This is a genomic window from Arthrobacter sp. Dra40 (genome assembly GCF_059091905.1).
In genome coordinates, this window is the sequence record NZ_JBNHHB010000130.1 from 1 (window position 1) to 14,836 (window position 14,836).

The following is a 14,836-nucleotide window of genomic DNA, read 5'->3' on the forward strand; positions in this document are numbered from 1 at the left end:
CGTTGGTGACGTGTCCGAGCGGCCGAAGGTGCAACACTCGAAATGTTGTTTGGTGTAACAGCCAACGTGGGTTCAAATCCCACCGTCACCGCCAACTGAGAAGGCCCCGGTTCCCTTGTAAACAAAGGGAACCGGGGCCTTTGCTTTCCGCTGGAGGGGATTCATTGGCCAAGACAGAGCTCGTGAGCGGTAAGAGGGACGGATTTTCCGGGGGCAATCACAGTCGCGGAACCACCAGTCACCGCTGTAAGGGCAATGCACCCGCCCGGACGTTGGCCGTTTTAGCCGCCAGTTCCTGATCGCTGCCTTATGACGGGCGCCACGGGCTGGCCGTGGTGGCCGATACTGATCATTTGGTGCCGGTGCCCTGTTGTCGGCACAGGATTCGTGTTCGTCATGACGCGCAACTGCTCACCAACCAGGCGCCCCTTGAACAGTCGACGTGTGCGCCTCAGAGACTAGCTTCGGGGCACTGGGACTTGGCTGGTCGAGGCGATTGTCTTACGCAGACGGCCTCCAGTGGCAGGACCGCGTGGTGGAGCAGGTAGCCCAAAGCGGGTCGTCGAAAAGCTGCATGCCACTTCCCCCAGAACTGGCATGCACGGGCCTGACTCCCTCAACACCCTTGAAAATTACGACCAAAGTAGCTCATCATTTCGCTTCAGAGTGGAACGACCGACCGATCAGCAGGCGAAGCGAGGAAAACGTGAAGCAGTGTCACATCTCCGATGACGGCGCCGCGACCTGCCAACGCAGTTTAGATCCCAGCGATTCCCCCGAGACTCTCACGATCAACCAATTAGTACTTGAGAGCCGCAACGGGCTCGAGCGTGTTCTCGCTTCGGATCTCGAGCGGGAGATGGCAGCGGGCGCCCTTTGTTGTTGACACGCGCCCGGTCGATCAGCGAGACCGCGACGGTGAACTTCCGGGAGCGGTCGTTATAGACCGAAACGTTCTTGAGTGGCGGCTCGATCCTTCCAGCCCCCACAGGCTCCCGATGGCTGATGACCCCGCTCGTCGGATCGTGGTCGTTTGCAACGAGGGCTACAGCTCCAGCCTCGCTGCACACACTCTGCAACGGCTGGGCCTGACCCGCGCGACCGACCTTATCGGCGGTTTCCAAGCCTGGGCAGCACTGCGCCAGCAGCCCGAATAAATAACCATGGTTCAGCCGGTGGAACTGGTAGGAATCAAATCTTCCTGCCGGGCGGGGCAGCGCAGCATTGTTGACGTTCAAGTGCGCAAGCATCCGGGCTGGGACGGCTGGCATCTGGTGCACGTCTGTGACGGCGAGTAAGCGTCAGGCCCTTCAAAGGGCCTTCCGTGAGCGATGTGAGGATCATCTGGCTGGTCGCTCGGCGCCGCAGCGACCCCTGTATCACCACGGCACAGTAGGTGAGCGTTGAACGGATCGTCGACGATTGTTGAGGCTAGGCTCGGGACGGAGCTTGTGGGTCTGGCGCGGGTCATTTCCGATGATGCTTCGATTTGTTACCTTCAGGACATCCTGGTCCACCCGGACCATCATCGGAAAGGGATCGGACGCTTGCTGGCCACGGAGGCCTTGGCCCGCTACGCCCATGTAAGGCAGAAGGTCCTACTGACCGACGACGAACCCGGGCAAAAGGCGTTCTATGAATCCCTCGTTACCGGGAAACCTCGGATTTCCGCAGGGGCACCGTGCGGGCATTTGTCAGATTCGATCAACCGACCTTGCCCTAAGGGGCCGGCGCAGGAATGGGACTGGCTGGCGCCCGCGGCTCTGTGCGGCGGCGCTGGGCGCCGGCGCTCTACTGCCATAAATCGAGGAGCGCAGAACCTAAAGCAGGTGGGTGGTGCGTTGGATAGCGTGTTGCCGTCTTCAGGACAACAGTTGGCGGCCACCCCATCGTCGGGCGGCCGCCACTTTCAGTGCGCTGCAGGTGTTAGTGCTCCGCTTCTGCGGCAGCCTTCTTGGCGTTTTTCTCGGCGTCCTTCTCAGCGCGCAGAGCCTCCGCCTCGTGTTGTTCCTCGGCCTTTTCCTGGTGGATGACTTCGGCCAGAAGCTTCTCCATCTCCTTGGCCACGCCGGCCGCGGACGCCGGGTTCTGGCCGGTCACCAACCGGTCGTCGACCACAACCTTCTCCGCGAAGACATCGGCGGAGACGTGGGTGGCGCCCTGTTCCTCAAGCCGGTCCGCCAGGTAGAACGGGATGATCTTGTCCTTCCCTACGGCAACCTCTTCGTCGTTGGTGAAGGCGGCCACCCTCCGGCCCTCCACGAGGCGGAACCCGTTCTCCAATTCCACGTTCAGCAAGCCGGCCGGTCCATGGCAGACCGCGCCCACCACGCCGCCAGTGTTGTAGATGCTGGCCACGAGGTTCTGCAGGCCTTCGCTTTCGGGGAAGTCCCACATGGTGCCGTGGCCTCCCACCAGGTAAACGGCGTCGTACTGTTCGGGATCAACGACGTCGACGCGGGCAGTGTTGTAGAGACCGGCGCGGGTGGTCTCGTCCTCAGTGAAGGCGACCTGGATGGGATCATCCTTATCCACTTCGTCGCGCGGGGGCTGGCCGCCCTGGATGGACGCAAAATCGACGAAATGCCCGGAATCCTTGAAGACCTTCCAGGGGTGTGCAGCTTCGGCCACATTGTAACCGGTCTTCTCTCCGGTATCGCCGATCTCGGAAACGCTGGTCAGTACCATGAGGATTTTCTTCATGAAGTGCTCCTTTCGTCCATCCTCCACCCTACGCCCGGCCCGGCTCGGGCCCACCCCGTAGAGGGCGGCGGTAGTCGTCGGCGCCTCGAATCGACTGAGCCTAAAGTGCTCACCGCCAAAAATCGGTGAGCCACCCGGCCAGGACTCTGCCTTGGTGGTAACCAGCCCGGGCAGCGGGCGGACGCAGCGACGCGTCCATTGCGTTGGCACCGAACATGTGCTCGGAGTTGGTCTCCGGGAAGATCGTTTCGACGCTGCTCCCGCTGGCTCGCAGCTCGTCGACCTGCGCCGCAAGATGCATGCCCCACTGCAACGGCGTCCGCGTTCTCCCGCCAAAGGGCGACAGCACCAGCACCCGCCCGCAGCCGGCTGCCAGATCAGCATTTTCGTTGCGTCGGTAGCCGCCGTCGATATATCGGTGGTGCCCGATCGTGTAGGGAAGGCCACTGGCACAGCTGGCGGCGACGGCGTCGGCCAGCTCGATTCCGCTGTGGCGGTCGAATACGACCGGTTCTCCCGTTTGGGCGTCGACCGCCGTGATCAGCACCGTTCGATGCGGCCAGCGCTGGCTGGGCAGCCGCGAAACGACGGTGGCGCGCCACCGTGTTTGCCAGGAGCCGTCCGACGCCGCACCCATGTCCAGTGCCGCCGCGCCCATTCTGCGCCGCATGTCTGACGCGTCCTCAGCGGCGGCGATGATCTTGCCCGTTCTCTCCAGATGGTCCGCCGCCGGCCTGGTCGGAACGCGTCCCCCGTTGGATTCGACCGTCGGTTGCTGGGGCGCCGAGGCAAGGATGGCGGCAAGCAGTTCGGTCGGGGTCGCGCCGGCTATCTGAACCGCGGCCGTCGATCCGGCCGATGTCCCGATGGTCAGGTCGGCTGTGGTCACGTCCAGGCCTTCGTCGAACAGGCCTGCGATGACGCCCATCAGCCAGGCCTTGCCCGTCGATCCGCCGCCACCGAGGACCAACCCCCGCTTGCCCGCCCCGCCCACCCGCTCAGCTCTCCGCCTGCAAGTTCGTATCCCGGCTTCGGGCCACATCCTGGATTACCTCGTTGTGGCGGAGGAACCAGGGTTTGAACGGCGGGTCGAACCGCGCGAACCGGGGCGGACCTGAGGCTCTCATGCCAGCCGCGGCGATGGCGTTTTGAAGTTTATGGTTGCGCTTGGCGAAGGCAGATCGGGATCCGCTGCCGGAAAACCGGGTCACGGCTGCAGTGGAGCCGGGGACTGTCCGGATTTTGACCTGCGGGTCAGCGGGGACGGGGGCCGCGTCCTCGGTCATTCCGGCAGGGAGCACGAACGCGACCACGTACGCGGCTTCCTCTGATGCGCCGCGGCCGGTGGGACCGCCGTCCAACGGTCCGCGTTGAAGCACTGGCGCCGTCATCGGCACCTTCTGGGATGGATGCTTCCCTGGCGACGCATTGCTCTGGAGCACAGGCGCGGTCATGGCCAAGGTCTCCCGAGCCGTATTGTTGCCGCTGATGTAGTTGAACAGGTAACGGAAGGCTTCATTGCCCGCGCGGTCAAAGGACGCACGCACTTCCACTTCCGCCGCCGTGTAGGACGGGTACCGTCGCAGCTCGAAGCCCGGGTACCGCCGCACAAGCTCGTAGGGCTGCTGTTCAGTCATGGTTTTACAGACGATACGCCCTAGCTGAGGAGGGCGTTCCGCTGTCGGGATTTCATGGTGGAGCTCTGCCCGCAGTTCGTGCAGGTGACCATTAAGGCCCTGGATGTTGTGAAGACCGGGATGAAGAACAAGGTGAATCTGGTGGCGCGTTCCTGCAGATGATGGTGGACGAACCGGCCGCAGAATTGGCACGTCGCCATCCGTCCTGGGAGATCGCGGAGTGCGGTTTTAAGGCCGAAGAGAAGAAACATGGTGTATGCCTTTCAAAGGTTGCTCGCGGTCAGTCCAGGATGCCGGCACCGGTGGCAGTTGGCGGGCCGCGAAGCCCGAGGGGAAGGATGCTGAGGCCTTGGTCGAGTACGTCTTGGCCGTCGTCGGCGAGGGCCGGGCGGGGGTGTGCTGGCAGGGGAAGTCCTTTGGCCGCCCTCCCCGAGATGATAAGCATACTTGTTGATTATCTACTCTACGCATAGAGTCTCCGGCGTGGAGAGTCGGCATCACCGTGTCCGGCTGCGGGTGCTGTCGATCAATTGATCGTCCTGGACCGCTTCATCCCCGGGGTGCACGTCCCCTACATCCGCTGGTGCACCACCTCAACAAGGGCAGCGGCGATCTTCTCGTGGCCGGCGGCGTTGGGATGGTCGCCGTCGGTGGCCAGGTAATGCGTTTCGTCGTAGTTGTAGTCAGGGCCTTTGAATGCCGCGCGCAAGTCGACGTACGCCGACCCGGTCTGCGCTGCGACGTCCCGGATCACCGTGTTGACCTCGTCCGTGACAGCAGCCGCCGCGTTTTCGTAGGCCTTACCCTGCTGGCGAGCATATCGGCCGCCCAGCCAGACGCTCCAGTAGTCCAGCAGCACCACGTTCACCGCATGACCGGCGGTGAGCTGGTGCACGCGGTTCACGATGTTGTGCAGGTTCGCCCTCACCTCCGTCACGTCGGGCAAGTAGCAGGCCACGTCAGTTCCGCACGACCTGGAATGCGCCACGTCGTTCGCGCCCACCTCGACCTCCACCAAGCTCGCCGCCTTGACCGAGTGGATCACGGCGCTGGCGCTGTTCAGCTGGTGAAGCACGTCGAGGGTGGTGAACCCTCCCACCGCCTCGTTTGAGGCCCTGACCGCTGGACCGCCCGGCGGCGACAGGTCCGAGGCCGTCAACTGCGGGTACGGCGTGCAACCACAGGCGTCGCCCGCCGGCACGGAATCACCCAATGCGACCACCGCCCCCGCCCCGTCAGGCGTTGGGGGCGAACTCCCGGTAGGCGGGGCGCAACCCGTCAGCACGACCATCAGAAGTCCTAGTACGAGCAATGCCAGCGATCCGGCCATCTGGCAGCTGCAGACGCCACGCGCTGTCGCGAGGAGTTGGCGCCAGGAGGGGATCGATGGCGGGCGAGCCGCTGTACCGGCCACAAAACAAGTTTATGCGTGTCGCGTCACTTGGCCACGGTCACCGCTCCTTCCAACGCATCCGCTAGGGGCATCAGGAGGTCGCGGCGGGGCGTACGAAGGGAAAGCTCAGTACATCGCGGATGTCGGTTCCCGTCAGCAGCATGGCCAACCGGTCCACACCCAAACCCAGCCCACCGGCCGGGGGCATGCCGGTTTCGACCGCGTAGAGGAAATCCTCGTCGATTTCCATGGCCTCCAGGTCCCCGGCGGCGGCCTTCAGCGATTGTTCTTCCAGGCGGCGCCGCTGTTCGTGCGGATTAGTCAGTTCGGAGTAGCCCGTGCCGAGCTCCATCCCGTTGATTACCAGGTCCCAGCGCTCCACCAGTCCAGGGCAGCTGCGGTGCGGGGCGGTCAGTGGGGATGTTTCCACTGGGAAGTCGCAGTAAAACGTGGGCCGGACCGTGGCCGGCTCCACCAGCTTGCCGTACAGCGCTTCCAGCACGGCGCCGGGGCCCATGTCCGGGCCGGCAGCCACGCCATGGGCCCGGGCCAGCCGCAGCAGCTCGGCGATGTCGGTCTGCACGGAGACGCCCTGACCGACGGCGGCCGAGACCGCGTCCGCGACCGGAACCATCGGCCAAGGAGCGGAGACATCGACCTGCACGGGTTCGCTGTGCAGCAACAGCCGGGGTTCCCCGTGGACCCGCACGGCGGCGGCTTTGATCAGCCGTTCGGCCAGCTCCTTCATGTCCTTGTAGTCGGCGAACGGCCGGTAGGCCTCCAGCGAGGTGAACTCCGGGTTGTGGGTGGCGTCCGCCCCCTCGTTGCGGAAGTTGCGTCCGATTTCGAAGATCGGGCCGGTCCCCGCAACCAACAGGCGCTTCAGCTGCAGTTCGGGGGCGATCCGCAGGGTCAGATCCAGCCCGTAGGCATTGCTGTAGGTACGGAAGGGCCGGGCGGTGGCGCCGCCGTGCACGGTATTGAGGATGGGCGTCTCCACCTCGCGGTAGCCTTCCTGCTCCAGTGCCCCCCGCAGGGCGGATACCATCTGCGAGCGCTGCAGGAGCAGGTCCAGGGCACCAGGGCGGGCCATGAGGTCGGACGAGCGCTGCGGCAGCCGCCGGACCAGCTCCCGGTAGCGCGGGTACGGCACCGGGTGCAGGGCCTTGGCAGCCAGCACCAGGTCCTGGACCAGCAAGGACGGGGTGCCGGTGCGCGAGTGGCCGGGAACCGCAGTGACCACTACCAGGTCGCCGGTGTCCAGGGCCCGGTCAAGCAGCCGGAAGCGGTCCGCGCCGAGCACGCGGAGCTCGAGAATGGCCTGCACGGTATGTCCCGCGTCGGTCAGGTCCGCGAACAGCACTCCCCCGTGGTGGCGCAGAGTCCGGATCCGGCCGGCTAGCCGCACCGGCCCGGCGTCGGGACAGGAACCTGCCGCGCCGGGCTCCAACGTTGCGACCGAGGCCGTCGAGGGCATTCCGACAGGGTATGGGTCCAGTCCTGCCTCGCGCAGCAGCCGCGCGTGCCGGAGCCGGTGCCGGGTCTGCACAGACGGCTGTCGAAGGGCCGCCGGCGGTTGCGGCGGGGCGGCCGCCAACTGCCGGACCCGCTCCAGCTGCGCTTCGTCCAGACCGCGCTCGGGGCCATGCCGGCGCAATAGGAACGGCAGGAATCCTTCGGCCTGCGCGGCGGCCACGGCCACCCGCGGCAGGGTCAGCAATCCGTCGAAGCAGAAGTAGCGCGGCACCCACTCGGGCTGATACTTGGCGTTTGAGCGGTAAAGCCGCTCGAGCTGGAAGAAGCGTTCGAAGAAGCCGAGCACCGAGGTGTTCAGGCGCGTAACCGCCCCGGCGCCGAGCCGCTCGGATTCGGCGAACAGGCCGCGGAACACGGCGAAGTTCAAGGAAACCTCCCGCACGCCCAGCCTCTGGGCCCGGTCCATCAGGGATGCGACCATCAGTTCGGTGGTGCCGTTGGGCGCAGCCGGGGCGCGGCGCATGACGTCCAGAGACAGCCCGCGGCGGCCCCACGGGACGAAGGAGAGCAGGCCGACGACGGTGCCGTTGTCCGTGTGCGCGGTGACGACGACGCATTGGGCGTCGGCGGGGTCGCCCCAACGGTTCAGTGCCATCGAGAAGCCGCGGTCCGGTTCGCCGCCGCGCCACTCTTCGGCCAGCTGGCCCAGAACTGCCAGCTCCGCGGGCGGGACCTCGCCGTGCCGGCGGACCCGAACGGTCAGCCCCGCCCGGCGGGCCCGCCGCACGGCGCGGCGGACGGGGGACAGGGCGCGGTGCGAGAGCGAGAACCGGTCCGGGTAAAGCACCGCCTCGTCGCCCAGGGCCAGAACGCCCAGTCCGGCGGCGGCGTAGGCACGGGCGCCTGCCTCCGAGGCCCCGACCACCCCCGGTGTCCAACCGTAGCGGCGGGCGTGCTGCGTCCACGCGAGCGCAGCCGCCCCCCAAGAGGCCGGATCGCCCACCGGGTCACCGGCGGCCAGGCACACCGAACCGATGACCCGGTAGGTGACGGCGGCGCGCTGGTCCGGGGCGAACAGAGCCTCCTTGTCGCGCCGGGTGGCGAAGTATGCCAGCGCGTCGTGCCCGCCGTAGCTGGCCAGGAGGGTGCGCAGGACTACTTCCTGCTCCCCCGACCATGCCCCGGGACGCCGGCCGGAGCGTAGGAACACGAAGACGGCAAGGACGATGGTTGCCGCCAGGAGGAGGGAGGCGGCCAAGGGGACCCCCGGCGGAACCTGCCGGTGGTAGTGCAGCGCCTCGTCGCGTAGCCCGACGGCGCGCAGCAGGGCCGAACCGAGCACCGGCCAGTCATCGACGGCAGTGTCCGTGGTGGCCAGCAGCAATACATGGGTCAGCCCCGCGGAGAGCACCGTGCCCGCGGCCAGTGTCAGGGCCGCGGCCCGCACAGCGCCGGCGCGGATCCGGGCCGGAAACGCTGAACGCACCCACCACACCAGCCACAAGGTGGCCAGCGAAGCGAGGATGCCCGTGACCTCCAATACGGTGACCAGGCCTTCTTCGGCACGCTCTTGCCTCTCGACGAGCCCTGGCTCCCACCACTCAGCGAGCACCGCCACCGAGGCGAGCAGACCCAGGACGGCGAAGACGGCCAGCAGCCACAAAGCCACGCGCCGGCGCCGTAGCAGTCCTCCTGTCACCAGGGCCAGTACCACTACGGAAACCGGGGACGGGGTCAGCGGAACATTAAGGGCGCCGAATACCGCCACCGGCACCCGGGTACCCAGCCCGGCCATCCGGGCCAGCCACAGCACCGCGGCGCTGGCGGTGGCCACCGCGTACAGCCAGGTCAGAGCCCGGGCCCAACGCTCCTTTGTCCGGGCGGCGAGCGCCGGTTCCGGGCCACGGCGTACTACCCGCCCAGTACGGTTACTACGGGAACGTTCCAGAGCCACCATCGTTCTCCAGTCCTTTTCCTTCGCTGCCGGCCCAGTGCTATCCTGACGGCCATCTCGCCGACCATCAAGGCCGACGCCGCCCCCTTCGCGCGAGGAGCCGACCGGCAATGCCCTTCTACGAACTCACCGCGTGGCCGGTTTTGCTCTTCACCCTGGTGCTGCTGGCCGTGGCGCTGGTAGTCGCCGTGGCTGTCCTGCCGCGGCACCGGGGTCCGGGCCTTGGCAAGTACGTGGTGCAGGCCATCGCGATCGTCCTGGTCACGGTGCTTTCACTGGTGGCGCTGTTCCTGAAACTCAATGCCGACAACCAGTGGTATACCTCCTGGCAGGATTTGGTCGCTGGCGGAGAGGCAGGGCCGGCTCACACGGCTGTCATCGGCGCAAAACCCCGTAAGCCCAGTGCTGCCCCGACTGTTGTTGCCGGCAGGTTCTCCCCTCAGCAGCGGCATCCGGCCTCAAACCCCTCCTTCGGCAGCCAAATTCGTCCTGACGCCGCCGGCGGGCAGTGGATCTCCTTCCCCTTTCACGGCCCGACTACCGGGATCACGCGGAACGTCTCCCTGTGGCTGCCACCGTCGTACTTGAAGCAACCGGACCGGGCGTATCCCGTGCTCACGGCATTCTCCGGTTACCCCGGCAGCCCGGAAACCTACATCCGGACCCTGCATTACGACCGGATCGTGATGGACCAGGTGGCCGCCGGCCGGCTGCGCGAACCGATTGTGGTAATTCCGGATATGTATCCGGCGAATCTGGACACCGAATGCGTTGACGGCGCCGATGGAAGGTACGAGTCCTATGTGGCAGTGGATCTGGTGAACTGGATCAGACAGAACCTGCGCACCATGGGCAGTCGGCATGCTTGGGCCACCACCGGCTATAGCGCCGGCGGCTGGTGCGCGACCATGTTCTCCGTGCTGCATCCTGAGCGATGGGGCGCCTCGATCAATCTCGCCGGCTATTTCGCTCCGGACTACAGCCCGGACCAGCACTGGGACCCTCCCGGCGATCCGCGTTACAACCTCGCCGCTACGGTCGCCCGGCACAAACCGGCCGTGGCCATCTGGTTCTACAGTGGCGGCGACGACCGACGGCCGCTGCGCTCTCTGGCCGGATTCAAGTCCATAGTTACCCCGCCTACCTCCCTAGTGACCAACATCAGTGCCTTCGGCGGGCACCGGCTGTCCGTATGGCAGCCGCAAATGGGCCCCTCACTAACCTGGCTTGGAAGCATTTCGGGCTACTTCGCGCCGCCGTGACTCGACGGGCTCCCCATCCTGGTGTCAAGCGGTAAGGCTGACAGCCCGGCCGTCTACACAACCAACGCGAGGCCGTACGGGCGTAGCCTAGGTCCATCCAGCTGCACGGCTACAGGAGGTAGAAGTGGCAAACCCAGCCAAGACTTTGAAGGCCACCGCTATTGGCCGCGTTGTTTCAGTGACTGCGGCGGATGGGGACGAGTACGTCGGTACCCTGGGCGCGTTCCGCAGGAGGCACGACGGCGAGGGGTTTTTGGTCTACCTGCGGGGACTGGAGCAACCTGTCGTCGTGCCGGCTGATGGGTCGGTGTCCGTGCACCACCGGGCGGTGTAGCAGCCGGTCTGGTACCGGTCCTTTCGACGTCGTCCTTCTCCGAGCGCCACCGCGACGGCGACGGCGGATTCCTGATTCCCGCGCTTCGCCGCCCTCCTGGCCGTCGTGTTCCTTCGCGACAACCTGTTGAACCCGGCACGCCGTGAGGCCGGTATGAGCCTCGAACCAGACCAGGTTCACTACTGGCGCGCAGCGGTCCTGTCAATGCTTGTGGGCGCAAACCGGGCTTTCACATTCATTACAAAATTTCACTTCCGTCACATTTTGACAGCGATCGGAAACGTCCGAAAAAAGGGGTTGAGCCACGCCCGATTGGCCGTACGCTAAGACCACCTCGTTGGTTGTGGCGGCAGGACATAGCTGCTTCCTGGAGGTGATTCGTGCAGGCCGGGATCGGTGACGTTGGGGGACGTCCGCGGCCTGCTGAGGGGGACGGAGGGGCCGCGGGGTGGACCAAGCAAATCGTGATCCAAAGGGCGGCGACAACCACGCCCGCACACCGCTTTCCGAGCCGGCGCCGGTGCCGGCGGACCACAACGCCGCCCACATGCGGAGAAAACCGGGACGGTGGTGGCCTCGGCGGAAAGAGACCGTGGGGCTGGAGGAGTTGCTGCAGCCTGCTGCCCGGCCGGAGCGCGGGCACGGCACGCTGATCCGCGTGGCCGGGTGGGCTGGAGCGGTCGCCGTGGTGGCCCTCAGCGCCGGGTCGCTGGTGGCGCCGGGAGCCATTGCATTCTCGGCCGCCACCGATTCCGTGCTCGACCTGTGGGACGGGCTGCCCGCCGACCTTCCGCTGAGTACCGCGTTGCCACAGCACACGGTCCTGCTGGACAAGGACGGCAAGGAATTCGCCCGCTTCTACAGTGAGAACCGGATTGATGTGAACCTGGATCAGGTGTCGCCGACCTTTTTGGACACCCTGCTGTCCACCGAGGATTCACGGTTCTACGAACACCACGGCGTGGACCCGATGGGTGTGACCCGCGCGATGGTCACGAACTCGGTGGGTGGCGAGCGCCAGGGCGGTTCCACGATTACCCAGCAATTGGTGCAGAACATTTTGGTGAACAACGCCCGGGATGAAACGGAGCAGTCGGTGGCGGTGGGAGAAACCTACAACGCCAAGATCCGCGAGGCCAAGTATGCCGTGCAACTGGAAAAACGGCTGGGCAAGGACCAGATCCTGACCATGTACGTCAACGCCGTTTACTTCGGCCACCAGGCATACGGAGTCCAGGCAGCGGCCCGCATCTATTTCAATACGACGGCGGACAAGCTCACCTTGGCGCAATCGGCCCTGCTGGTGGGGCTGCTCAAGGGACCGGCCTACTACGATCCGATGAAATATCCGGAACGGGCACTTGACCGCCGCAATACCGTGCTGAATGTGCTTGAGCACCGCGGCGCGATCACCGCGGAAGAGGCGGCAGCGGCCCGCGGGAGCGGGCTTGGCCTTGACCCGGGATCGGTGCCCTCGGGCTGCGGGGGCTCCGACTACCCCTTTTACTGCGATCTGGTCCGGGAGGAAATCCTCAGCGATCCGGCCTTTGGCAAGACCCAGGAAGAACGCGCCGACCGGCTCTCCCGCGGCGGCATGACGCTGACCACCGCCTTGGACCGCAAGGCCGCGGACGCGGCGCAACGAGCGGTGAGCAAGGCGATGGGCAACAGGAACCGCGCAGCCCTGGGCACCGCCGTCGTTGTTCCCGGCACCGGGCACATCACGGCTGTGGCGCAGAACCGGGCCTGGGGTGCGGGCAAGGGCAAAACAGAGGTGGTCTATGCCCACAGTGCTTTCCAGGTGGGTTCGGCGATGAAGCCGATTGTGCTTGCGACGGCCCTCTCGCAGGGCATCTCGCCGCGGCTGAAACTGCCCGCCAACGGACCCTATTACTCCTCGTTAGACAATCCCCCGGGTGGCTTCCACAACTACGGCTACCAAAATTACGGTTCCATTGACGCTTACCAGGCGGTCCGCGCTTCCGTAAACATCTACTTTGTGCGGCTGATCGAGCGCACCGGCGTCAAGGAAGTGGCCAGGTTCGCCAAGTCCCTGGGCATCACGTCCATACCGGTGGACAAGCTACACGGCCGTGAGGCGTCGCTGGCGCTGGGCTCCTACGAGGTGTCGCCGCTGGAGATGGCCAACGCCTACTCGACCTTTGTCAGTGGCGGGGTGCTGTGCCGCCCGGTCACCATCACCGCCGGTATCCGCAGCGACACCGGCGAGAGAATTCCGGTACCCGCCTCCGACTGCCACCAGGCCCTTGATCCCTCGGTGGCAGCCACGGTGGCGGATGTGCTGAAGGAACCGTTCAATCCTGCCGGCACGCTGGGGGCTTTGGGCATGCCGAAGGGGCGCCAGGCCGGGGCGAAGACCGGCACCACCAATGATTTCGCAGCCAACTGGATAGTGGGCGTCACGCCCCAGTACGCGACGGCGGTCTGGCTGGGCGACCCCCGCGGAGGTGCCCAGTATCCGCTGAAGAAGGTGCAAGCCTACGGCAGAACGTTCTACGACCTCACCGGGTCCGAACTGGCCGGCCCGGTGTGGAAGGACACCATGGAACGCCTGCACAAGGGCCTTCCCGTCGAGCCGATGCCGGAAGCCGATCCGCTGACCACCAGCACCACCGCGTCCCGGTCGATGCCGGACCTGCGCGGACTGGGCGTGAATGAGGCCATCACGGTGCTGCTGCGCAACAATCTGGTGCCCGTGATTGGACAGGAAACGGCCAAGCCGGACCCCCGGGTGGCGCCGAACGTAGTGACCACCCAGTCGGCAGCGCCGGGCAGCACCCTGGCCTTCCGGCAGGAAGTGACGCTCACACTCAGTGCCGGCAGCAACACCGCCATCACGGTTCCCAGCCAGCGGTAAGGAGTCCCGATGTCCATCCTCGAGAAGCATCCGGCTGTTGCCCTCGCCGCCGGCGCCCTCTGCCTGGCCTCCCTCACCGCGTCGGGACTGGTGGCGCTGCAGGTAGCCGGCCTGCCGATGGTCCACCCGCAGGAGCAGGCCCCTGCGGTGGCCGAAGCTGCCACACCGGCGGCGATCAGTGCCGTACTCACCGACAGCCCGGCTTCCACGTCGTTGACCCGGCTGCTCGAAAAGCCGCCCAAGTCATGGAAGCCGGACGGTCCGGTGCAGTCCGGCGTGGCGCTGCCGGTTCCTTACACCTGCGATGTGGGTACTGCTCCATCCGTCGCGCTGGACCGCTCGTTTACGGTGGGCGAACTGGGCGTGCAGGTGGTTGCTGCCGCCTACACCGCCGGGCTGGGCGCCGAAGCGATGGACAAACTGCTGGACAACGCGGCCTTCTGCGCCGGGGACTCCATCGCAGTCAGCGGGGAGGACGTGGACGACGGGCCCGGTGTCCAGGCCCACCGGATCTACACCGCCAAGAACGGCCACGGCACCCTGCAGGTGTTCACCTTCCGGCGCGGGGACGTGCTGGTCTTTTTGGTGGCAAAGGCCCCGGCGCCGCTGGAGAAGCTGGCCAAACAACTCGACAAGAAGCTGGCCGGCGCACTGCAGCACGTGTGCGCGGACCACGAATCCGCGGCCGGTGACGCGGCCCGTTCGCCGTGGTCAACCGCGGGCTATGAACCGTTCACCGTCACCAAGACCGTGGCCATCCGCACCGTTTCCCCGCCGGCCGTACCGGGCAGGCGCGGCTACGAATCGGTGTCCAGGCCGGCGCCGGCACTCAAGGTCAAGCCAGCCAATCCGGCGGACGAGCCGGAGTATCCGGTGTGGCCGCCGATGCCGGATCAGCGGAAGCTTCCCAAGCCACCCACGAGCCCCGCGGACGAGCCTGCCACGGCGGCCAGGGTCAGGCTGCTGGCCGAGGATTCCACCGGGCCTGGCTGCGGCTGGGATTTCACCGGCATGGCTCCGGTGCCGTTCGACGCGGACGCCGCCGCGGCCGCCAACCGGAAACGGCTCCAGTCCGCCGAGGAGAAGCTGGCTGCCGGCACCCAAAAATGGCAGCAGAGCGTGCTGGACTACTGGGCCGCTTACGACCATTACCGGACAGAGGTGAAGGAGTACAAGGACTATGCCGCCGCCGTGGCGAA

13 protein-coding genes and 1 tRNA gene are annotated in these 14,836 nt (G+C 66.1%); 7 read left to right on the forward strand and 7 right to left on the reverse strand.

Translation table 11 applies throughout. The annotated features are described in order from the left end of the window. Nucleotides 1-4: 4 nt before the first annotated feature. The 3 genes from AC5RWT_RS26950 (at nt 5) to AC5RWT_RS26960 (ending at nt 2,033) form a co-directional block, all read left to right on the forward strand. Nucleotides 5-94: transfer RNA gene (locus tag AC5RWT_RS26950), tRNA-Ser, on the forward strand. 736 nt (nt 95-830) lie between these two features. Beyond that, nucleotides 831-1,157 (forward strand): rhodanese-like domain-containing protein, encoded by a 327-nt coding sequence (locus AC5RWT_RS26955; protein ID WP_494082878.1) that lies wholly within the window; start codon nt 831-833, stop codon nt 1,155-1,157. A 294-nt stretch (nt 1,158-1,451) separates the two neighbouring features. Then, nucleotides 1,452-2,033, forward strand: coding sequence for a GNAT family N-acetyltransferase (locus AC5RWT_RS26960; RefSeq protein WP_494082866.1), 582 nt, complete (start codon nt 1,452-1,454; stop codon nt 2,031-2,033). On the opposite strand, the gene AC5RWT_RS26965 is transcribed toward AC5RWT_RS26960, so the two are convergent. The 7 genes from AC5RWT_RS26965 to lysX all read right to left on the reverse strand — a co-directional run bounded on the left by AC5RWT_RS26965 (nt 1,927) and on the right by lysX (nt 9,166). Next, complete coding sequence (locus AC5RWT_RS26965; protein WP_494082867.1) at nt 1,927-2,703, reverse strand: type 1 glutamine amidotransferase domain-containing protein; 777 nt, start codon at nt 2,701-2,703, stop codon at nt 1,927-1,929. The genes AC5RWT_RS26960 and AC5RWT_RS26965 overlap by 107 nt on opposite strands. A gap of 109 nt (nt 2,704-2,812) precedes the next feature. Beyond that, nucleotides 2,813-3,745 carry a patatin-like phospholipase family protein gene (locus AC5RWT_RS26970; RefSeq protein WP_494082868.1) on the reverse strand — a complete coding sequence of 311 codons (933 nt, stop codon included), beginning with the start codon at nt 3,743-3,745 and terminating at the stop codon, nt 2,813-2,815. After that, nucleotides 3,702-4,340 carry an SOUL family heme-binding protein gene (locus tag AC5RWT_RS26975; protein WP_494082869.1) on the reverse strand — a complete coding sequence of 213 codons (639 nt, stop codon included), beginning with the start codon at nt 4,338-4,340 and terminating at the stop codon, nt 3,702-3,704. The genes AC5RWT_RS26970 and AC5RWT_RS26975 overlap by 44 nt, the downstream gene beginning before the upstream one ends. 20 nt (nt 4,341-4,360) lie before the next feature. Then, nucleotides 4,361-4,591 carry a zinc-ribbon domain-containing protein gene (locus AC5RWT_RS26980; RefSeq protein WP_494082870.1) on the reverse strand — a complete coding sequence of 77 codons (231 nt, stop codon included), beginning with the start codon at nt 4,589-4,591 and terminating at the stop codon, nt 4,361-4,363. Nucleotides 4,592-4,620: 29 nt separating this feature from the next. Beyond that, nucleotides 4,621-4,785, reverse strand: a complete 165-nt coding sequence (locus AC5RWT_RS26985) for a hypothetical protein (protein WP_494082871.1) — start codon at nt 4,783-4,785, stop codon at nt 4,621-4,623. Nucleotides 4,786-4,911: 126 nt separating this feature from the next. Further along, nucleotides 4,912-5,670 carry an SGNH/GDSL hydrolase family protein gene (locus AC5RWT_RS26990; protein WP_494082872.1) on the reverse strand — a complete coding sequence of 253 codons (759 nt, stop codon included), beginning with the start codon at nt 5,668-5,670 and terminating at the stop codon, nt 4,912-4,914. 154 nt (nt 5,671-5,824) lie between these two features. Continuing rightward, nucleotides 5,825-9,166 (reverse strand): bifunctional lysylphosphatidylglycerol synthetase/lysine--tRNA ligase LysX, encoded by a 3,342-nt coding sequence (lysX, locus tag AC5RWT_RS26995; RefSeq protein WP_494082873.1) that lies wholly within the window; start codon nt 9,164-9,166, stop codon nt 5,825-5,827. A 107-nt stretch (nt 9,167-9,273) separates the two neighbouring features. On the opposite strand from lysX, the gene AC5RWT_RS27000 reads away from it, so the two are divergent. The 4 genes from AC5RWT_RS27000 to AC5RWT_RS27015 all read left to right on the forward strand — a co-directional run. Next, entirely contained in the window at nt 9,274-10,425 is a 1,152-nt protein-coding gene (locus tag AC5RWT_RS27000; protein WP_494082874.1) for an alpha/beta hydrolase, read from the forward strand. A gap of 124 nt (nt 10,426-10,549) precedes the next feature. Then, nucleotides 10,550-10,759, forward strand: coding sequence for a hypothetical protein (locus AC5RWT_RS27005; protein ID WP_494082875.1), 210 nt, complete (start codon nt 10,550-10,552; stop codon nt 10,757-10,759). A gap of 448 nt (nt 10,760-11,207) precedes the next feature. Next, a complete protein-coding gene (locus tag AC5RWT_RS27010) occupies nt 11,208-13,637 on the forward strand; it encodes a transglycosylase domain-containing protein (RefSeq protein WP_494082876.1) in 2,430 nt (809 codons plus the stop codon). Between the two features lie 9 nt (nt 13,638-13,646). Continuing rightward, on the forward strand, nt 13,647-14,836 hold a 1,190-nt coding region (locus tag AC5RWT_RS27015), incomplete at its 3' end, for a hypothetical protein (RefSeq protein ID WP_494082877.1).

What these genes read in the sequence shown, in the direction of transcription:
- AC5RWT_RS26985 (WP_494082871.1), bottom strand. Translation starts at nt 4,785, where the DNA reads ATGCTTATCATCTCGGGGAGGGCGGCCAAAGGACTTCCCCTGCCAGCA.
- AC5RWT_RS26965 (WP_494082867.1), bottom strand. Translation starts at nt 2,703, where the DNA reads ATGAAGAAAATCCTCATGGTACTGACCAGCGTTTCCGAGATCGGCGAT.
- AC5RWT_RS26970 (WP_494082868.1), bottom strand. Translation starts at nt 3,745, where the DNA reads ATGTGGCCCGAAGCCGGGATACGAACTTGCAGGCGGAGAGCTGAGCGG.
- AC5RWT_RS26990 (WP_494082872.1), bottom strand. Translation starts at nt 5,670, where the DNA reads ATGGCCGGATCGCTGGCATTGCTCGTACTAGGACTTCTGATGGTCGTG.
- lysX (WP_494082873.1), bottom strand. Translation starts at nt 9,166, where the DNA reads ATGGTGGCTCTGGAACGTTCCCGTAGTAACCGTACTGGGCGGGTAGTA.
- AC5RWT_RS26975 (WP_494082869.1), bottom strand. Translation starts at nt 4,340, where the DNA reads ATGACTGAACAGCAGCCCTACGAGCTTGTGCGGCGGTACCCGGGCTTC.
- AC5RWT_RS26980 (WP_494082870.1), bottom strand. Translation starts at nt 4,591, where the DNA reads ATGTTTCTTCTCTTCGGCCTTAAAACCGCACTCCGCGATCTCCCAGGA.
- AC5RWT_RS27000 (WP_494082874.1), top strand. Translation starts at nt 9,274, where the DNA reads ATGCCCTTCTACGAACTCACCGCGTGGCCGGTTTTGCTCTTCACCCTG.